Annotated in this window: 17 protein-coding genes; 1 reads left to right on the forward strand and 16 read right to left on the reverse strand. The window is 71.1% G+C overall.

The window, feature by feature from the left end; all coding sequences use genetic code 11:
• Positions 1-309 precede the first annotated feature (309 nt).
• The 14 genes from ACIHCM_RS28090 to pyrR all read right to left on the reverse strand — a co-directional run bounded on the left by ACIHCM_RS28090 (position 310) and on the right by pyrR (position 16,882).
• Entirely contained in the window at positions 310-2,466 is a 2,157-nt protein-coding gene (locus ACIHCM_RS28090; RefSeq protein ID WP_399901482.1) for a primosomal protein N', read from the reverse strand.
• 125 nt (positions 2,467-2,591) lie between these two features.
• Complete coding sequence (gene metK / locus ACIHCM_RS28095; RefSeq protein WP_399901485.1) at positions 2,592-3,800, reverse strand: methionine adenosyltransferase; 1,209 nt, start codon at positions 3,798-3,800, stop codon at positions 2,592-2,594.
• A gap of 251 nt (positions 3,801-4,051) precedes the next feature.
• Complete coding sequence (coaBC, locus tag ACIHCM_RS28100; RefSeq protein WP_399901488.1) at positions 4,052-5,257, reverse strand: bifunctional phosphopantothenoylcysteine decarboxylase/phosphopantothenate--cysteine ligase CoaBC; 1,206 nt, start codon at positions 5,255-5,257, stop codon at positions 4,052-4,054.
• Positions 5,258-5,364: 107 nt separating this feature from the next.
• The gene (gene rpoZ / locus ACIHCM_RS28105) at positions 5,365-5,637 is read right to left on the reverse strand and encodes a DNA-directed RNA polymerase subunit omega (RefSeq protein ID WP_003988945.1); all 273 of its coding nucleotides are present in this window, start codon (positions 5,635-5,637) and stop codon (positions 5,365-5,367) included.
• A 51-nt stretch (positions 5,638-5,688) separates the two neighbouring features.
• Positions 5,689-6,246, reverse strand: coding sequence for a guanylate kinase (gene gmk, locus ACIHCM_RS28110; protein ID WP_399901491.1), 558 nt, complete (start codon positions 6,244-6,246; stop codon positions 5,689-5,691).
• A gap of 59 nt (positions 6,247-6,305) precedes the next feature.
• Entirely contained in the window at positions 6,306-6,629 is a 324-nt protein-coding gene (locus ACIHCM_RS28115; protein ID WP_003977346.1) for an integration host factor, read from the reverse strand.
• Positions 6,630-6,917: 288 nt separating this feature from the next.
• Positions 6,918-7,760, reverse strand: a complete 843-nt coding sequence (gene pyrF, locus ACIHCM_RS28120; protein ID WP_399901494.1) for an orotidine-5'-phosphate decarboxylase — start codon at positions 7,758-7,760, stop codon at positions 6,918-6,920.
• A complete protein-coding gene (locus ACIHCM_RS28125) occupies positions 7,757-8,863 on the reverse strand; it encodes a quinone-dependent dihydroorotate dehydrogenase (RefSeq protein WP_399901498.1) in 1,107 nt (368 codons plus the stop codon). Before ACIHCM_RS28125 ends, pyrF begins: the two co-directional genes overlap by 4 nt.
• 81 nt (positions 8,864-8,944) lie before the next feature.
• Complete coding sequence (gene carB, locus ACIHCM_RS28130; protein ID WP_399901501.1) at positions 8,945-12,253, reverse strand: carbamoyl-phosphate synthase large subunit; 3,309 nt, start codon at positions 12,251-12,253, stop codon at positions 8,945-8,947.
• Positions 12,246-13,388: a glutamine-hydrolyzing carbamoyl-phosphate synthase small subunit gene (gene carA, locus ACIHCM_RS28135; RefSeq protein WP_399901504.1), complete on the reverse strand. Its 1,143-nt coding sequence runs from the start codon at positions 13,386-13,388 to the stop codon at positions 12,246-12,248. The genes carB and carA overlap by 8 nt, the downstream gene beginning before the upstream one ends.
• A complete protein-coding gene (locus ACIHCM_RS28140; RefSeq protein ID WP_399901507.1) occupies positions 13,385-13,954 on the reverse strand; it encodes a hypothetical protein in 570 nt (189 codons plus the stop codon). Before ACIHCM_RS28140 ends, carA begins: the two co-directional genes overlap by 4 nt.
• Entirely contained in the window at positions 13,951-15,237 is a 1,287-nt protein-coding gene (locus tag ACIHCM_RS28145) for a dihydroorotase (protein WP_399901510.1), read from the reverse strand. Before ACIHCM_RS28145 ends, ACIHCM_RS28140 begins: the two co-directional genes overlap by 4 nt.
• 5 nt (positions 15,238-15,242) lie before the next feature.
• On the reverse strand, positions 15,243-16,217 hold the full coding sequence (locus ACIHCM_RS28150) for an aspartate carbamoyltransferase catalytic subunit (RefSeq protein WP_399901513.1): 975 nt from the start codon (positions 16,215-16,217) through the stop codon (positions 15,243-15,245).
• A 104-nt stretch (positions 16,218-16,321) separates the two neighbouring features.
• The gene (gene pyrR, locus ACIHCM_RS28155; RefSeq protein ID WP_399901516.1) at positions 16,322-16,882 is read right to left on the reverse strand and encodes a bifunctional pyr operon transcriptional regulator/uracil phosphoribosyltransferase PyrR; all 561 of its coding nucleotides are present in this window, start codon (positions 16,880-16,882) and stop codon (positions 16,322-16,324) included.
• A 276-nt stretch (positions 16,883-17,158) separates the two neighbouring features.
• Here pyrR and bldD point away from each other — a divergent pair, with 276 nt between their 5' ends.
• Positions 17,159-17,662 (forward strand): transcriptional regulator BldD, encoded by a 504-nt coding sequence (gene bldD / locus ACIHCM_RS28160; RefSeq protein ID WP_030166512.1) that lies wholly within the window; start codon positions 17,159-17,161, stop codon positions 17,660-17,662.
• Between the two features lie 179 nt (positions 17,663-17,841).
• Here the strand turns inward: bldD and nusB are convergent, their stop codons facing one another.
• Positions 17,842-18,279, reverse strand: coding sequence for a transcription antitermination factor NusB (gene nusB / locus ACIHCM_RS28165; RefSeq protein WP_399901520.1), 438 nt, complete (start codon positions 18,277-18,279; stop codon positions 17,842-17,844).
• 2 nt (positions 18,280-18,281) lie between these two features.
• Positions 18,282-18,848 (reverse strand): elongation factor P, encoded by a 567-nt coding sequence (gene efp / locus ACIHCM_RS28170; RefSeq protein WP_365460426.1) that lies wholly within the window; start codon positions 18,846-18,848, stop codon positions 18,282-18,284.
• Positions 18,849-18,904: the final 56 nt, after the last annotated feature.

Here is an 18,904-nt window from a genome sequence, read left to right on the forward strand (position 1 = left end):
GCGGCCCCGGCGCCGCCCCAGGCCTCCGGCGCGAACACGACCGGGATCTGCCGGGGTCCAGCGGGAATCTGCGGGAGTCCAGCGGGAATCTGCCGGGATCTGCCGGAGTCATTTGGAAACCCGGGCCCGGCCCCACCGCGCAACCGCTCCAGCGCCTACGCGCACGCCGGTTCACCCGCGTACTGCGCCTACCCGCTGGGCCCGTTGAGCACAGCCCCTGCGCCGATGCCCGCCGGAACGCACAGCCCCTCACCCGATGTTCGCCGGACGCACAGCCCCTCACCCGATGTTCGCCGGACGCACAGCCCCTCACCCGATGTCGGGCGGATCGATCCGCACCCACACCGCCGCCCCGCTCCCCCGCGCCGTCCGGGCCGCCTGCGCGGCCTTCAGCGCGGCCGCCAGAGCGGCGCCCCGCCCCGGCGGCACCCGGACCAGCGCCCGCACCCAATGCTCCCCGGCGGGCGGCGCCCCGGCCCGCCGTGAGCGTCCAGCTGCCGCGACCGGCGTGACGGGCAGCGGCACGGGCCCCAACACCTCTGCCTCCGAAGGCAGTTCGACCATCTCCAGGAATTCGGCCACCGCGTCCGGCGGCCCCGACACGGCCGCCATCCGCGACACCGGCGGGAACCCCAGCTCGGCCCGCTCGGCCAGCTCCCGTACCGCATGCCCCACGGGATCCCACCGCACCAGCGCCTGCACCGGCCGCAACGTCGGTTCCGCGACGACGACCACGGTGCCGCCGTCGCCCTGCGGCCGGACCAGCGCCGAGGCCGCGATCCAGCGCCGCAGCGCGTCCTCACCGGCCCGCAGATCGGGCCGCCCGAGCATCGCCCAGCCGTCGAGCAGCAGCGCCGCCGCGTACCCGCCCTCGGCGACGGGCTCGGCCCCCGGCGTGCTCACCACCAGTGCGGGTGCCCCCGGCACCGTGTCCAGCACGTGCTCCCGTCCGGAGGTCCGCACCGGCACGGCGGGAAACGCCCGCCCCAGCTCCTCGGCGGTCCGCCGGGCGCCCACGACCTGCGCCCGCAGCCGGAACGCCCCGCACTGCGGGCAGTGCCACGAGTCCTCCTCGCGCGCGCACCAGCCGCAGCGCAGCGCGCCCGCGTCGCGCGCTTCCAGTGGCCCGGCACAGTGCCGGCACCGCGCGGGCGCCCGGCACTGCGCGCACGCCATCCTGGGCACATACCCGCGCCGCGGCACCTGGACCAGCACGGGCCCGTGCCGCAGCCCGTCCCGGACCACCTGCCAGGCGAGGGTCGGCAGCCGGGCGGCCCGCGCCGCCTCGTCCCGCGCCAGATCCTGGTCCCCCACGGTCCTGACCAGCGGAGCGGCGGCCCGGACCTGCTCCCGCACGGCGACCAGCGGTCGCGCCCAGCCGCTCTCCACCAGCTGCGCGGCCTCCACGGTGCAGCTCCAACCACCCAGCAGGAACGCGCACTTGTCCTGGGCGGCGCGCAGCAGCAGCACGTCCCTCGCATGCGGCTGCGGTGCGTGCTGCTCGCTGTGGCTGTCGTCCCCGTCGTCCCAGACGGCGACCAGCCCGAGGTCGTGCACCGGCGCGAACATCGCGGCGCGCGTCCCCACCACGGCCCGTACCGCCCCGCGCCGCACGGCGAGCCACTCCCGGTACCGCTTCTCCGGACCCGCGTCGGCCGTCAACAGCGCGTGCCGCCCCTCACCCAGGAGAGCCGTCAACTCCGCGTCGACCCGGGAGGCCGTCCGTCCATCCGGTACGACAACCAGTGCACCGCGTCCTGAAGCCAGTGTCGCCGCGACGGCGCGGGCCAGTTCGGCGCTCCATCCGGGGCCGGGCAGGGCGTTCCACACGGCCCGTGGAGCGCCGCCGGAGGCCAGCGCGTCCAGGAACGCCGCCCCGTTCCCGTAGCGTGCCCAGGACCCCGCGTCCGGTGCCGCGGGCGGCGACAGCGGAGCGGGCGACGGCCGCTGCTCGGCCCGGGCGCTGCGCGGCGGCACGGCGAGCTGCAGCACATCGGCGAGGCTCCCGGCGTACCGGTCGGCGACCGCCCGGGCCAGTCCCAGCAGCTCCTCGCTCAGCACCGGCTCCGGCGACACCACCTGCGCCAGCGCCGCCAGCGGCCCCGAGTAGTCCGACTCGGCCAGCCGCTCGACGAGGAACCCGTCGATCAGGCCTCCGCCCTCACGGCGCCCTTCCCGCACGCGATGCCGTCCGGCCCCGAACCGCACCCGCACCCGCACGCCGGGCTGTGCGTCGGCGTCGAGCTCCTCGGGCACGGCGTAGTCGAAGTAGCGGTCGAGATGGAGCACGCCCTTGTCCACGAGCACCCGCGCGACGGGCAGCTGCTCGGCCAGCGCGGCCCCACGCCAGGTACGGGGCTTGGCCCGGGGGGTCCTGGCCTGGCGCACGCTCTCCCGGATGAACGCGAGCTGCTCCGGCGGCGCGCCCTCCGCGCCGCCGTCCCCCCGGCCGTTCTCGCTGCTCACGCTTGCATTCTTACCAAACACCACTGACAACCGGCACCGGCCCGAGGTCCGCTCGCACAGCACACGAGGCCCGGCCCCCCGAAGGGAACCGGGCCTCGCGCCGGGCGAAGAGGACCTGCCGGGACCTACAGCCCCGCGGCCGCGCGCAGCGCGTCCACGCGGTCCGTGCGCTCCCAGGTGAAGTCGGGAAGCTCACGGCCGAAGTGGCCGTACGCCGCGGTCTGGGCGTAGATCGGGCGGAGCAGGTCGAGGTCGCGGATGATGGCGGCCGGACGGAGGTCGAAGACCTCCTCGATCGCCTTCTCGATCTTCTCGGGCTCGACCTTGTGGGTGCCGAAGGTCTCGACGAACAGACCGACCGGCTCCGCCTTGCCGATGGCGTACGCCACCTGGACCTCGCAGCGGGAGGCGAGACCCGCGGCGACCACGTTCTTGGCGACCCAGCGCATCGCGTACGCCGCCGAGCGGTCGACCTTGGACGGGTCCTTGCCGGAGAAGGCGCCGCCGCCGTGGCGGGCCATGCCGCCGTAGGTGTCGATGATGATCTTGCGGCCGGTCAGGCCGGCGTCACCCATCGGGCCACCGATCTCGAAGCGGCCGGTGGGGTTGACCAGCAGGCGGTAGCCCTCGGTGTCGAGCTTGATGCCGTCCTCGAGGAGCGCCTTGAGCTCCGGCTCCACGACGAACTCCCGGATGTCGGGCGCGAGCAGCGACTCCAGGTCGATGTCGCTCGCGTGCTGCGAGGAGACGACGACCGTGTCGAGGCGGACGGCCTTGTCGCCGTCGTACTCGATGGTGACCTGCGTCTTGCCGTCCGGGCGCAGGTAGGGGATCGTGCCGTTCTTGCGCACGTCGGAGAGCCGCTTCGACAGGCGGTGCGCCAGGAAGATCGGCAGCGGCATCAGGGTCGGCGTCTCGTCCGAGGCGTAGCCGAACATCAGGCCCTGGTCACCGGCGCCCTGCCGGTCCAGCTCGTCCTCGTCGCCCTCGACCCGGCTCTCGTACGCCGTGTCCACACCCTGCGCGATGTCCGGGGACTGCGCGCCGATCGAGACCGAGACACCGCAGGAAGCGCCGTCGAAGCCCTTCTTCGAGGAGTCGTAGCCGATGTCCAGGATCTTGTCCCGGACCAGCTGCGGGATCGGCGCGTAAGCCTTGGTGGTGACCTCACCGGCCACGTGCACCAGACCGGTGGTGATCAGGGTTTCGACGGCGACCCGGGACGTCGGGTCCTCGCGCAGAAGCGCGTCGAGAATGGTGTCGCTGATCTGGTCAGCGATCTTGTCGGGGTGACCCTCGGTCACGGACTCCGAGGTGAACAGGCGACGGGACACAACGCTCCCTGGGGTTGCAGCGGCTGCTGGCTGATCATTGGTGGACGGGACGGGGGCTGCGCCCGCCGACGTCCGAGGCACAGTTTATCGGTCGCTCTTCGCCGCGGGGCCACCGTCTCGCCTCTCGGGAGCTCTGTGACCTGCGGCACGGGCATTCTGCCCGCTGCGCGGCGATGTTGGCCAGGGGCGCCACGCCCTCGATGGACGCATTCGGGGGGCGCGGAACGGGCCTTCCGCGAGCCGCGCGGGGGCTACCCGAGCCGCCCCGCGACGAGATCCCACACCACGTCGGCCAGCGCTTCCTTGGGCCCGTACGGCACCGGAGTCTCGCTGCCGTCGGCGCCCAGCACCACCGCCTCGTTCTGCTCCGAGCCGAACGTCTTGCGCTCGCCCACTTCGTTCACCACGAGCAGATCGCAGCCCTTGCGCTCCAGCTTCCTGCGGCCGTTGGCGAGGACGTCGTCGGTCTCGGCGGCGAAACCGACGACCACCTGCCCCGGGCGGGCGCGGTCGGCCGAGAGCTCCGCGAGGATGTCGGGATTGCGCACGAGCACGACGGGTTCCGGGTCCTGGCCGTCCTGCTTCTTGATCTTCCCGGCCGCGTACGTCGCCGGGCGGAAGTCGGCGACGGCCGCGGCCATGACGACCGCGTCGGCGTCCGCGGCCGCCTTCAGCACCGCCTCGCGCAGCTGCACGGCCGTGCCGACCTGGACGACGTCGACGCCCGCCGGGTCGGGCAGCCCGGTCGTGTTGGCGGCGACCAGCGTGACGCGGGCGCCCCTGGCCGCGGCGGTGCGCGCGAGGGCGTAGCCCTGCTTGCCGGAGGAGCGGTTGCCGAGGAAGCGGACCGGGTCGAGCGGCTCGCGGGTGCCTCCGGCGCTGACGACGACGTGGCGGCCCCCGAGGTCCGGCTCGGCGGCGCCGCGGGCGAGCACGCGGCGGCAGACCTCGAAGATCTCACCCGGGTCGGGCAGCCGGCCCTTGCCCGTGTCGACGCCGGTGAGACGGCCGACGGCGGGCTCGACGACGACCGCGCCCCGGCGCCGCAGGGTCGCCACGTTCTCCTGGGTGGCGGGGTGCTCCCACATCTCGGTGTGCATCGCGGGGGCGAAGACGACCGGGCAGCGGGCGGTGAGCAGGGTGTTCGTCAGCAGGTCGTCGGCGATGCCGTGGGCGGCCTTGGCGAGCATGTCTGCGGTGGCCGGGGCGACGACCACCAGGTCGGCGTGCTGGCCGATGCGGACGTGCGGCACCTCGTGGACGTCGTTCCAGACCTCCGTCGAGACGGGGTGGCCGGAGAGCGCGGACCAGGTCGCGGCACCGACGAAGTGCAGCGCTGACGCGGTGGGGACGACGCGCACGTCGTGGCCCGACTCCGTCAGCCGCCGCAGCAGCTCGCAGGCCTTGTACGCGGCGATGCCACCGCTGACCCCCAGCACGACCTTCGGCTTGTCCACCGTCTCTCCCCGGACTCGACCTGTACCGCGTACGCGTCTATGACACACCACAGGCCCGGCGGACGCGCCGCCGGGCCTGTGGATAAGTCTGCCGCAAGCAGGAAATATTACTGCGCCGGGCCCTCGACGGCCTCGGACGTCAGCAGTCCCGCGTTGATCTCACGCAGGGCGATCGAGAGCGGCTTCTCGTGGACGTGGGTGTCGACGAGCGGACCGACGTACTCGAGGAGGCCCTCGCCGAGCTGCGAGTAGTACGCGTTGATCTGGCGGGCCCGCTTGGCCGCGTAGATCACGAGGCTGTACTTCGAGTCGGTGGCCTCGAGGAGCTCGTCGATCGGCGGGTTGATGATGCCCTCGGGCGCGGAGATGGAAGAGGACACGCTCTACCTTCCGATGGATGGGAAAGATTCAGGATGCATGATCAATCACGATCACACAACGTCCATCAAGGCTAGCAGCTCACGCGCCACGTCCTCGACGGAGGTGTTGACCAGGGTCTCGTCGAACTCCGGCTCCGCCGCCAGCTCGACCTTCGCGGCCGCCAGACGGCGCTCGATCACCTCGGGCGGCTCGGTGCCCCGGCCGGTGAGTCTGCGCACCAGCTCCTCCCAGGAGGGCGGAGCGAGGAACACCAGCTGGGCCTCGGGCATGGACTCCCGCACCTGCCGGGCACCCTGGAGGTCGATCTCCAGCAGGACGGGCTCACCCTTCTCCAGCCGCTCCAGCACGGCCGCGCGCGGCGTGCCGTAGCGGTTGCCGGCGAACTCGGCCCACTCCAGCAGCTCGCCGTTGGCGATCAGCTTGTCCATCTCCTCGTCGGTGACGAAGAAGTAGTGGACTCCGGGCTGCTCGCCGGGGCGTGGCCTGCGGGTCGTCGCCGACACCGAGAGCCAGACCTCGGGGTGTTCCTTGCGCATATGGGCGACGACCGTGCTCTTGCCGACCCCGGAGGGTCCGGAGAGCACGGTCAGCCGCGGACGTTCACTCATGCAGCGATTATTCCAGCAATCCCGGGGTGCCCGGGACCAGTCCCGGGGTCCGGGGGGAGTCAGGAACCGGTGCTGCCGAACTCGCGCTCGAGGGAGGCGATCTGGTTGGAACCGAGACCACGCACGCGGCGGCTCTCGGAGATGCCGAGTCGCTCCATGATCTGCTTGGCGCGGACCTTGCCCACGCCCGGCAGGGACTCAAGGAGGGCGGAGACCTTCATCTTGCCGATGACGTCGTTCTCCTGACCCTGCTTGATGACCTCGTGAAGGGAGGCGCCGGAGTGCTTGAGTCGATTCTTGACCTCGGCCCGCTCCCGGCGAGCCGCGGCGGCCTTTTCGAGCGCGGCTGCGCGCTGTTCGGGGGTAAGGGGCGGAAGAGCCACGCCTACGTCACCTCGGATGTCGAACTGTCGGATACGGACCGGTGAGGAACCTAGTCGCCCCACACCTGGGGAGCCACGAGCAACACGCTCGCCCGCTTCCCCCACTGCCTTGGGGGCGTGGGAGGCGCCCCCACACGTCGGAGACTAGCGGTCAAGTCCGCCAGAGTCAGCGAGAACAGCGGAAAAGTCCTGGTCAGCCTCTGTCAGGACGGGATATTTCAGACATACTGCCCTGGATTTGAGGCTGTATCCAGCCTCAAGCCGTCCACGAACCCCTGGTCGGGGCCCTCAGGCCGCTGTCACCGCGGCCCGGATCTCCTCCGCGAAGCGGTCCGCCGCGGTACGCAGCGCGACCACGTCGGGACCGTGGCGCAGCACACCCCGGCTGACGTTCGGCACGACGTTGCGCACGGCGGTGCCGAAGACCCCGGGCAGGTCCGCCGGGGTGGCCCCCTGGGCACCGATACCGGGAGCGAGCAGGGGACCGCCGATGCACAGGTCGTACGACGAGAGGTCACCGAGTGTGGCGCCGACGACCGCGCCGAAGGAGCCCATCGGCTCCTCCCCCGCGTTCTCGGCGGCCAGGTGCGCCAGCACCGTCGCGCCCACGGTGCGCCCGTCGGCACGCACGGCGTGCTGGACCTCCGCGCCCTCGGGATTGGAGGTCAGCGCCAGCACGAACAGGCCCGTGCCGTTCTCCCGGGCCAGTTCCACGGCCGGCTTCAGCGCCCCGTAGCCGAGGTACGGCGAGACGGTCAGCGCGTCGGAGAACAGCGGGGAGTCCTTGTGCAGGAAGGACTCGGCGTACGCGGCCATGGTGGAGCCGATGTCGCCGCGCTTGGCGTCCATGACGACCAGCGCGCCGGCCGCCCGCGCCTCTTCGACGGCCGTCTCCAGCACCGCGACGCCACGGGAGCCGAAGCGCTCGAAGAACGCGCTCTGCGGCTTGAGGACGGCGACCCGGTCGGCCATGGCCTCGACGACCGTGCGGCTGAACCGCTCCAGACCGGCGACGTCGTCGTTCAGGCCCCAGTCGGCGAGCAGGGCGGCGTGCGGGTCGATGCCGACGCAGAGCGGGCCGCGCTCGTCCATGGCGCGGCGCAGCCGCGCACCAAAGGGTTCCAGGCTCATGTGGCCTTCCTCACATCGGCGCCGACGGCGTCGGCGAGGGTGGCGTAGGGGCTCGTGCGCAGGCGTGCGGCGAGGCCCTTGTGGATCGCGCGGGCCCAGAAGGGCCCCTGGTAGATGAAGGCGCTGTAGCCCTGCACGAGGGTGGCGCCGGCCAGGATGCGCTGCCAGGCGTCCTCGGCGTTCTCGATGCCGCCGACGCCCACGAGGGTGATGCGGTCCCCCACGCGCGCGTACAGACGGCGCAGCACCTGCAGGGAACGTTCCTTCAGCGGGGCACCGGAGAGTCCGCCGGCCTCCCCGACCAGCGAGGCTTCGGATGTCAGGCCCAGCCCCCCGCGCGCGATGGTGGTGTTGGTGGCGATGATCCCGTCCAGGCCCAGCTCGACTGCGAGGTCGGCGACGGCGTCGACGTCCTCGTCGGCCAGGTCGGGCGCGATCTTCACCAGGAGGGGGACACGCCGGGAGGTGACCATGCGGTCGGCCGCCTCACGGACCGCGGTCAGCAGGGGCCGCAGGTGGTCGACGGCCTGCAGGTCGCGCAGCCCCGGCGTGTTGGGTGAGGAGACGTTCACGACCAGGTAGTCGGCGTACGGCGCCAGCCGCTCGGCCGACTTCACGTAGTCCAGGACGGCCTCGGCCTCGGGGACCACCTTGGTCTTGCCGATGTTGACGCCGACGACCGTCCTGAAGACCGGCTCCCGCGAGGCGAGGCGGGCGGCGACAGCGAGCGAGCCGTCGTTGTTGAAGCCCATGCGGTTGATCAGCGCGCGGTCCGGCACCAGCCGGAAGAGCCGCTTCCTGGGGTTGCCGGGCTGCGCCTCCCCCGTCACGGTGCCGATCTCGACGTGGTCGAAGCCCAGCATCGACATGCCGTCGATGGCGACGGCGTTCTTGTCGAAGCCCGCGGCGAGTCCGAAGGGGCCGTGCATGCGCAGTCCGAGGGCCTCGGTGCGCAGTTCCTTGTAGCGGGGGGCCAGCACGGCCGCCACGAAGGTCCGCAGCACGGGGACGCGGACGGCGAGGCGGATCCAGCGGAAGGCGAGGTGGTGCGCCTGCTCGGCGTCCATGCGCCGGAAGACGAGACTGAAGAAGATCTTGTACATGTGTCCTCACGAAGGCATGTGCGAAGACGTGCCGTCCTCGCGAAGAGGGGGACACCGTTTCCGGTGTCCCCCTCGGGGCTGCTAGTCGCGGGCCGCGGTCAGGACTTCCGCGTGTTCCTGGAGCGATCGGACGCCCACGTCCCCGTGGTTGAGCGCGTCGATGCCCTGGACTGCTGCGGCGAGCGCCTGGACGGTCGTCAGGCAGGGCACGGACCGCGCCACGGCCGCCGTACGGATGTCGTAGCCGTCGAGGCGGCCGCCGGTGCCGTACGGGGTGTTGACGATGAGGTCGACCTCGCCGTCGTGGATCAGCTGGACGATGGTCTTCTCACCGTTCGGGCCGGTGCCCTCGGACTGCTTGCGCACGACGGTGGCGTGGATGCCGTTGCGCTTGAGCACCTCGGCCGTGCCGGAGGTGGCGAGCAGCTCGAAGCCGTGCGCGACCAGCTCACGCGCCGGGAAGATCATCGAGCGCTTGTCGCGGTTGGCGACCGAGATGAAGGCGCGGCCCTTGGTCGGCAGCGGGCCGTAGGCGCCGGCCTGCGACTTGGCGTACGCCGTGCCGAAGACGGAGTCGATCCCCATGACCTCGCCGGTGGAGCGCATCTCCGGGCCGAGGACGGTGTCCACGCCGCGGCCCGAGGTGTCACGGAAGCGGGTCCAGGGCATCACGGCCTCCTTGACGGAGATCGGCGCGTCCAGCGGCAGTTCCCCGCCGTCCCCGTGCGCGGGCAGCAGGCCCTCGGCGCGCAGCTCGGCGATGGTCGCGCCCAGCGAGATCCGGGCGGCGGCCTTGGCCAGCGGCACCGCGGTCGCCTTCGAGGTGAAGGGGACCGTGCGGGACGCGCGCGGGTTGGCCTCCAGGACGTAGAGGATGTCGCCCGCCATGGCGAACTGGATGTTGATCAGGCCGCGGACGCCGACGCCCTTGGCGATCGCCTCCGTCGAGGTGCGCAGTCGCTTGATGTCGAAGCCGCCGAGCGTGATCGGGGGCAGGGCGCACGCCGAGTCGCCGGAGTGGATGCCGGCCTCCTCGATGTGCTCCATGACGCCGCCGAGGTAGAGCTCCTCGCCGTCGTAGAGGGCATCGACGTCGATCTCGATCGCGTCGTCGAGGAACCGGTCCACGAGCACCGGCCGGGAGGGGCTGATCTCGGTGGACTCGGCGATGTAGGACGACAGCCGGGTCTCGTCGTAGACGATCTCCATGCCGCGGCCGCCGAGGACGTACGACGGCCGTACGAGCACCGGGTAGCCGATCTCGTCGGCGATGGTCTTGGCCTCGGCGAAGGTGGTGGCCGTGCCGTGCTTGGGGGCCGGCAGGCCGGCCTCCTGCAGGACCTGGCCGAAGGCGCCGCGGTCCTCGGCGGCGTGGATGGCCTCCGGGGACGTGCCGACGATCGGCACGCCGTTGTCCTTCAGCGCCTGCGACAGCCCCAGCGGGGTCTGGCCGCCGAGCTGTACCACCACGCCGGCGACCGGACCGGCCTGCTGCTCGGCGTGCACGATCTCCAGCACGTCCTCCAGCGTGAGCGGCTCGAAGTACAGCCGGTCGGAGGTGTCGTAGTCGGTGGAGACGGTCTCCGGGTTGCAGTTGACCATCACGGTCTCGAACCCGGCCTCGCTCAGCGCGAAGGAGGCGTGCACACAGGAGTAGTCGAACTCGATGCCCTGGCCGATGCGGTTGGGGCCGGAGCCCAGGATGATCACCGCGGGCTTCTCGCGCGGCGCCACCTCGCTCTCCTCGTCGTAGGAGGAGTAGAAGTACGGCGTCCTGGCGGCGAACTCGGCGGCGCAGGTGTCGACCGTCTTGTAGACCGGGCGGACGCCGAGCGCGTGCCGCACCTCGCGGACGACGTCCTCGCGCAGGCCGCGGATCTCGCCGATCTGGGTGTCGGAGAAGCCGTGCCGCTTGGCCTCGCCGAGCAGCTCGGCGGTCAGCCCGGGCGCCTCGGCCAGCTCGTCGGCGATCTCCTTGATCAGGAAGAGCTGGTCGACGAACCACGGGTCGATCTTCGTGTACTCGAAGATCTCCTCGGGCGTGGCGCCGGCACGGATGGCCTGCATGACCGTGTTGATCCGGCCGTCCGTCGGGCGCACGGACTCGCGCAGCAGCTCGGCCTTGTCGCCGGGCTCGCCGACGAAGGTGAACTGGCTGCCCTTCTTCTCCAGCGAGCGCAGCGCCTTCTGGAAGGCCTCGGTGAAGTTGCGGCCGATGGCCATGGCCTCGCCGACCGACTTCATGGTGGTGGTCAGCGTGGAGTCGGCCTGCGGGAACTTCTCGAAGGCGAAGCGGGGTGCCTTGACGACGACGTAGTCCAGGGTCGGCTCGAAGGACGCCGGGGTCTCCTGGGTGATGTCGTTGGGGATCTCGTCGAGGGTGTAGCCGACGGCGAGCTTGGCGGCGATCTTCGCGATCGGGAAGCCGGTCGCCTTGGAGGCCAGCGCGGACGACCGCGACACCCGGGGGTTCATCTCGATGACGATGACCCGGCCGTCGGCCGGGTTCACCGCGAACTGGATGTTGCAGCCGCCGGTGTCGACGCCGACCTCGCGGATCACGGCGATGCCGATGTCCCGCAGGGTCTGGTACTCGCGGTCGGTGAGCGTCATCGCGGGCGCCACGGTGATCGAGTCGCCGGTGTGCACACCCATCGGGTCGAAGTTCTCGATGGAGCAGACGACCACGACGTTGTCGTGTCTGTCGCGCATCAGCTCCAGCTCGTACTCCTTCCAGCCGAGGATGGACTCCTCCAGGAGCACCTCGGTGGTCGGAGAGAGCGTCAGGCCCTGGCCCGCGATACGGCGCAGCTCCTCCTCGTCGTGCGCGAAGCCGGAGCCGGCGCCGCCCATGGTGAAGGAGGGGCGCACGACGACCGGGTAGCCGCCGAGCTCCTCGACGCCCTTGAGGACGTCGTCCATGGAGTGGCAGATGTAGGACCGCGCGGACTCGCCGTGGCCGGTCTTCTTGCGGACCTCCTCGACGACCGCCTTGAACTGCTCGCGGTCCTCGCCCTTGTGGATCGCCGTCACGTTGGCGCCGATCAGCTCGACGCCGTACTTCTCCAGCACGCCGTTCTCGTGCAGCGAGATCGCCGTGTTGAGCGCCGTCTGGCCGCCCAGGGTGGGCAGGAGCGCGTCGGGCTGCTCCTTGGCGATGATCTTCTCGACGAATTCCGGGGTGATCGGCTCGACGTAGGTGGCGTCGGCGATCTCCGGGTCGGTCATGATCGTCGCCGGGTTGGAGTTCACGAGGATGACCCGCAGGCCCTCGGACTTCAGGACGCGGCACGCCTGGGTGCCGGAGTAGTCGAACTCGGCGGCCTGGCCGATGACGATCGGGCCGGAGCCGATGACCAGGACGGACTGGATATCGGTGCGCTTAGGCACGCTGGCCCTCCATGAGCTTCACGAAGCGGTCGAACAGGTAGGCGGCGTCGTGCGGACCCGCTGCCGCTTCGGGGTGGTACTGGACGCTGAAGGCCGGCTTGTCGAGAAGCTGGAGGCCCTCCACCACGTTGTCGTTGAGGCAGACGTGGGAGACCTCGGCGCGGCCGTAGGGGGTCTCGGAGACCTTGTCGAGCGGGGCGTCGACGGCGAATCCGTGGTTGTGCGCGGTGACCTCGACCTTGCCGGTCGTGCGGTCCTGCACCGGCTGGTTGATGCCGCGGTGGCCGTACTTCAGCTTGTAGGTGCCGAAGCCGAGGGCGCGGCCGAGGATCTGGTTGCCGAAGCAGATGCCGAACAGCGGCGTGCCGCGCTCCAGGACGCCCCGCATGACGGAGACGGGGTGGTCGGCGGTGGCCGGGTCGCCCGGTCCGTTGGAGAAGAACACGCCGTCGGGGTTCACGGCGTAGACGTCCTCGACGCTCGCCGTGGCGGGGAGCACGTGCACCTCGATGCCGCGCTCCGCCATCCGGTGCGGGGTCATGCCCTTGATGCCGAGGTCGACGGCGGCGACGGTGAACTTCTTCTCGCCGATCGCGGGGACGACGTACGGCTCGGCGGTGGCGACCTCGGCGGCGAGGTCGGCGCCCTTCATCTCGGGCGCCTGGCGCACCTCGGCGAGCATGCTGCCCTCGTCGGGCAGCGCGTTGCCGGAGAAGATGCCGACGCGCATGGCGCCGCGCTCCCGCAGGTGCCGGGTGAGCGCGCGGGTGTCGATGCCGGAGATGCCGACCACGCCCTGCCGGCGCAGCTCCTCGTCCAGCGAGCGGCGGGAGCGCCAGCTGGAGGGCACGCGCGCGGGGTCACGCACGACGTAGCCCGCGACCCAGATCTTCTTCGACTCGGGGTCCTCGTCGTTGACGCCGGTGTTGCCGACGTGCGGGGCGGTCATCACGACGACCTGGCGGTGGTACGACGGGTCGGTGAGGGTCTCCTGGTAGCCGGTCATGCCGGTGGAGAAGACGGCCTCGCCGAAGGTCTCCCCCACGGCCCCGTAGGCCCGGCCCCGGAAGATCCGGCCGTCCTCCAGGACGAGTACGGCGGGGACCTTCTTGGTTCCCCCTGTGGAGGTCGTCATCGTTCGGCGCCTTCCGTGGTGCTGGTGGTGATCATGGAGTTGATTGCGTCGACCCACTCGTTGTGCTCGGCCGCGTGGTCGGAGCGGAACCCGGAGTCGATCAGCCGCTCGCCGTGCGCCCAGGTCACGACCAGCAGGCCGCCCTCGGTGAGGACCTTGCCGGCGATGCCCTTGTCCAGCCGGGCCTCGCGCAGCGCCGCCGCCGGGACGAAGAAGTCGCTCGCCCCGGGGCGCACGACGTCAAGACCCGCGTCCGACAGCGTGAGCTCGGCCCGGCTGCGGGTGCCCAGGCCGTGCGCCACGATGCGGTCCAGCCACTGACCGGCTGTGGTGGAGCCGTGGTAGCGGCCGGTCATCGTCAGTTTCGCCGCGCCGGGCTCGTCCGGCGCGCCGGGCAGCTCCGGCAGGTCGCTCTGGAGCGTGCCGCGCCACTTCCAGCCCTCACGCATCAGCCAGTAGACGAGCGCGACGAACAGGGCGAGGCCGACGACCCAGCCGATACGCGCGGCCCAGTCGGTCACTTCCGCCGATTCCTTACCGGCGGCGAGCAGGGTTACAGGTGTCACGTGAGCTTCCCGTCGACGAGCGTGGCCTTGCCCCGGAGCCACGTGTGCGTGACACGGCCCGGCAGCTCACGACCCTCGTACGGGGTGTTGCGGCTGCGCGAGGCGAAGCCCGCGGGGTCCACGGGCCCACGGTATGCCGTGTCGACGAGGGTGAGGTTGGCGGGCTCACCTGCCGAGACGGGCCGTCCATGCCCTGTGGCCCGGCCGATCCGGGCCGGCGCGAAGGACATCCGGTCCGCCACGTCGGCCCAGCCGAACAGCCCCGTGTCGACCATGGTCTCCTGGACCACCGACAACGCGGTCTCCAGGCCGACCATCCCCATCGCGGCGGCCGCCCACTCGCAGTCCTTGTCCTCGTGGGGGTGCGGGGCGTGGTCGGTGGCGACGATGTCGATCGTGCCGTCCGCGAGCGCCTCGCGCAGCGCCAGCACGTCCCGCTCGGTGCGCAGCGGCGGGTTCACCTTGAACACCGGGTTGTACGTCCGTACCAGCTCGTCGGTGAGCAGGAGGTGGTGCGGGGTGACCTCGGCGGTGACCCGGATGCCGCGGGACTTGGCCCAGCGCACGATCTCCACGGACCCGGCGGTCGACAGGTGGCAGATGTGCACCCGGGAGCCCACGTGCTCCGCGAGCAGGACGTCCCGGGCGATGATCGACTCCTCGGCCACCGCGGGCCAGCCGCCGAGGCCCAGCTCGGCGGAGACGACGCCCTCGTTCATCTGGGCGCCCTCGGTCAGCCGCGGCTCCTGCGCGTGCTGGGCGACGACCCCGTCGAAGGCCTTCACGTACTCCAGCGCCCGGCGCATGATCACCGCGTCGTCGACGCACTTGCCGTCGTCGGAGAAGACGGTGACGCCGGCCGCCGACTCGTGCATGGCGCCCAGCTCGGCGAGCTTCCTGCCCTCCAGCCCGACGGTGACGGCGCCGATCGGCTGCACGTCGCAGTAGCCGTGCTCCCGGCCCAGCCGCCAGACCTGCTCGACGACACCGGCGGTGTCGGCCACGGGGAAGGTGTTGGCCATGGCGAACACGGCCGTGTAGCCGCCGGACGCGGCCGCGCGCGTGCCGGTCAGCACCGTCTCGGAGTCCTCACGGCCGGGCTCGCGCAGATGGGTGTGCAGGTCCACCAGGCCCGGCAGCAGCACCTTGCCGGCGGCCTCCACGACCTCGGCACCCTCGGCCACCAGACCGGCGCCCACCTCGGCGATCACCGCGCCGTCGATCAGCACGTCCTGCGGCTCGCCGCCGAGCACCTTCGCACCACGGATCAGGATCTTGCTCATCTGTCTTACTTCTCCTCGGTACGGGTGGTGGTGGCGGGTTCGTTTCCACCGAGCAGCAGATACAGGACGGCCATCCGGATGGAGACTCCGTTTGCGACCTGCTCGATGGCGGTGCAGCGGCCGGAGTCGGCGACCTGGGCGGTGATCTCCATGCCCCGGACCATCGGGCCGGGGTGCATCACGATGGCGTGCTCGGGCATCTTCGCCATCCGGTCGCCGTCCAGTCCGTAGCGCCGCGAGTACTCGCGCTCGGTCGGGAAGAACGCGGCGTTCATGCGCTCGCGCTGCACGCGCAGCATCATCACCGCGTCGGACTTGGGCAGCGTGCTGTCGAGGTCGTAGGAGACCTCGCAGGGCCAGGTCCCGATGCCGACCGGCAGCAGGGTGGGCGGGGCGACGAGGGTGACCTCGGCGCCGAGGGTGTGCAGCAGGTCGACGTTGGAGCGGGCGACCCGGCTGTGCAGGATGTCGCCGACGATCGTGACGCGCTTGCCGGCCAGGTCGTGGCCGAGCCCGGCGTCCCGGCCGAGCAGGCGGCGGCGCATGGTGAACGCGTCGAGCAGTGCCTGGGTGGGGTGTTGGTGGGTGCCGTCGCCGGCGTTGATGACGGCCGCGTCGATCCAGCCGGAGTTGGCCAGCCGGTACGGGGCGCCGGACGCGCCGTGCCGGATGACGACCGCGTCGACGCCCATCGCCTCCAGGGTCTGGGCGGTGTCCTTCAGGGACTCGCCCTTGGAGACCGAGGACCCCTTGGCGGAGAAGTTGATGACGTCCGCCGACAGGCGCTTCTCGGCGGCCTCGAAGGAGATCCGGGTGCGGGTGGAGTCCTCGAAGAAGAGGTTCACCACGGTGCGGCCGCGCAGGGTCGGCAGTTTCTTGATCGGCCGGTCGGCGACCCGGGACATCTCCTCGGCGGTGTCGAGGACGAGGACGGCGTCGTCGCGGGTGAGGTCGGCGGCCGAGATGAGATGGCGCTGCATCTTTCAGGCTCCGTAAGACAGTTCATTCGGGAGAATTCGGGCAACCGTGCACACGCGGGGGCGTGCCGAGCCGGCGCACGGCTACCGCCGTACGCCCGCGGTTGCTACTGGGCGGTCTGCTTCACACCGAGCAGCACGGTGTCGCGACCGTCCTCCTCGGCGAGGTGGACCTTGACCGTCTCCCGCAGCGACGTGGGGAGGTTCTTGCCGACGTAGTCGGCACGGATGGGCAGTTCGCGGTGGCCCCGGTCGACGAGGACCGCGAGCTGGACCGCGCGGGGGCGCCCGATGTCGTTCAGGGCGTCGAGGGCGGCGCGGATGGTGCGGCCGGAGAAGAGGACGTCGTCGACGAGGACGACCAGCTTGCCGTCGATACCGTCACCGGGGATGTCGGTGCGGGCCAGTGCGCGCGGCGGGTGCATGCGCAGGTCGTCGCGGTACATCGTGATGTCCAGCGAACCGCACGGGACTTTGCGCTCGGTGATCTCTTCCAGCTTGGCGGTGAGCCGCTGGGCGAGGTGGACGCCCCGGGTCGGAATGCCGAGGAGCACCACGTCGTCGGCGCCCTTGGCGCGCTCGACGATCTCGTGGGCGATGCGGGTCAGCACCCGCGCGATGTCGGGGCCTTCGAGCACGGGCCGCGCATCGGACTCTTGCGTGTCCATACGAAACGGACCTCCTTCTCCGCCTCACGGGACGGACCTTAAAGGACGTCGGGATTGCGCCATCCACCGTAGCAGGCCGTGGCGACACCCCGGATCACCCCCCACAGGGTTACCGGATCACCCGTTTGGCCTAGTCGACTGTCGATACCACGGAAGAGTCGGTGCGGACCATTCGGCTTGACGCAGGAGAGTAACGCTGCGTAACCTCACAGTGAGTTACCAGCCGCGCGGCACGGAACCACACCTGTCGCGTCGACACAGTGTCCGGGGAGCCATATGTCCAGCGAATACGCCAAACAGCTCGGGGCCAAGCTCCGGGCCATCCGCACCCAGCAGGGCCTTTCCCTCCACGGTGTCGAGGAGAAGTCCCAGGGGCGCTGGAAAGCGGTGGTGGTCGGGTCGTACGAGCGCGGCGACCGCGCCGTGACCGTGCAGCGCCTTGCCGAGCTGGCGGACTTCTACGGCGTTCCCGTGCAGGAACTGCTTCCGGGTACGACCCCCGGTGGCGCCGCCGAGCCGCCGCCCAAGCTGGTCCTGGACCTGGAGCGGCTGGCCACCGTGCCGGCCGAGAAGGCGGGCCCCCTCCAGCGGTACGCGGCGACGATCCAGTCGCAGCGCGGTGACTACAACGGCAAGGTGCTGTCGATCCGCCAGGACGACCTGCGCACCCTCGCCGTCATCTACGACCAGTCGCCCTCGGTCCTCACCGAGCAGCTGATCAGCTGGGGTGTGCTGGACGCGGACGCGCGTCGCGCGGTGGCCTCGCACGAGGAGGGCTGAGCGCCCCGGCCGCTTCAGCAGAAACGTGCCGCCGGGGTGGCCGGAACTTCATGGTTCCGGCCACCCCGGCGGCTTTCTGCGCGCCTCACGGGTCCCGGACGTATCCGTGGAGCCCCGGTGACATGAGAACGCCGTAGGGCCGCAGCATGCGCTGCGGCCCTACGGCGTTCCGTGGTGTCTCAGTCCCCGTCGGTGCGCCGCAGCGAGGGCTTGAGGTCCTTGAGCCGGCCCAGCAGCCCGTTGACGAACGACGGCGACTCGTCCGTCGAGAACTCCTTGGCCAGCTGCACCATCTCGTCCAGCACGACCGCGTCCGGGGTCTCGTCGACCCAGATCAGCTCGTACGCGCCGAGCCGCAGGAGGTTGCGGTCGACGACCGGCATCCGGTCGAGCGTCCAGCCGACCGAGTACTGGGCGATCAGCTCGTCGATGCGCGTCGCGTGCTCCGCGTAGCCCTCGACGAGCTGCATCGTGTACTCGCTCACCGGCGGCTGCCGGGTGTCGGTCCGCGAGTGCCGGATCCAGTCCGCGAGGACCGTCAGGACGTCGGCGCCGCGCTGGTCGCCCTCGAAGAGGATCTGGAAGGCGCGCTTGCGGGCCGTGTTGCGGGCAGCCACGGTTAGCTGTTCACCCGGCCGAGGTAGTCGCTGGTGCGGGTGTCGACCTTGATCTTCTCACCGGTGGTGATGAAGAGCGGGACCTGGATCTGGTGGCCGGTCTCCAGGGTGGCGGGCTTGGTGCCGCCGGTGGAGCGGTCGCCCTGCACGCCGGGCTCGGTCTCCTGGACGACGAGCTCGACGGCGGCCGGCAGCTCGACGAAGAGCACCTCGCCCTCGTGCTGCGCGACGGTGGCGGTGAAGCCCTCGATCAGGAAGTTGGCGGCGTCGCCGACGGCCTTGCGGTCGACCATCAGCTGGTCGTAGGTCTCCATGTCCATGAAGACGAAGTAGTCGCCGTCCATGTAGGAGAACTGCATGTCGCGCTTGTCGACGGTGGCCGTCTCGACCTTCACGCCGGCGTTGAAGGTCTTGTCGACGACCTTGCCCGAGAGCACGTTCTTGAGCTTGGTGCGCACGAAGGCCGGGCCCTTGCCGGGCTTGACGTGCTGGAACTCGACGACGGACCAGAGCTGGCCGCCATCGAGCTTCAGCACCATGCCGTTCTTGAGGTCGTTCGTGGAAGCCACGGTTGCTTCAATCTCCTGGACGTACGTGGACGACCCCGGGGCAGGCGCGACAGCTC

It is taken from the genome of Streptomyces sp. NPDC052023 (assembly GCF_044548465.1).
GTDB lineage: Bacteria > Actinomycetota > Actinomycetes > Streptomycetales > Streptomycetaceae > Streptomyces.

What these genes read in the sequence shown, in the direction of transcription:
- gmk (WP_399901491.1), bottom strand. Translation starts at nt 6,246, where the DNA reads ATGAGTGAACGTCCGCGGCTGACCGTGCTCTCCGGACCCTCCGGGGTC.
- pyrF (WP_399901494.1), bottom strand. Translation starts at nt 7,760, where the DNA reads ATGAGCCTGGAACCCTTTGGTGCGCGGCTGCGCCGCGCCATGGACGAG.
- ACIHCM_RS28125 (WP_399901498.1), bottom strand. Translation starts at nt 8,863, where the DNA reads ATGTACAAGATCTTCTTCAGTCTCGTCTTCCGGCGCATGGACGCCGAG.
- carA (WP_399901504.1), bottom strand. Translation starts at nt 13,388, where the DNA reads ATGACGACCTCCACAGGGGGAACCAAGAAGGTCCCCGCCGTACTCGTC.
- ACIHCM_RS28145 (WP_399901510.1), bottom strand. Translation starts at nt 15,237, where the DNA reads ATGAGCAAGATCCTGATCCGTGGTGCGAAGGTGCTCGGCGGCGAGCCG.
- ACIHCM_RS28150 (WP_399901513.1), bottom strand. Translation starts at nt 16,217, where the DNA reads ATGCAGCGCCATCTCATCTCGGCCGCCGACCTCACCCGCGACGACGCC.
- pyrR (WP_399901516.1), bottom strand. Translation starts at nt 16,882, where the DNA reads ATGGACACGCAAGAGTCCGATGCGCGGCCCGTGCTCGAAGGCCCCGAC.
- bldD (WP_030166512.1), top strand. Translation starts at nt 17,159, where the DNA reads ATGTCCAGCGAATACGCCAAACAGCTCGGGGCCAAGCTCCGGGCCATC.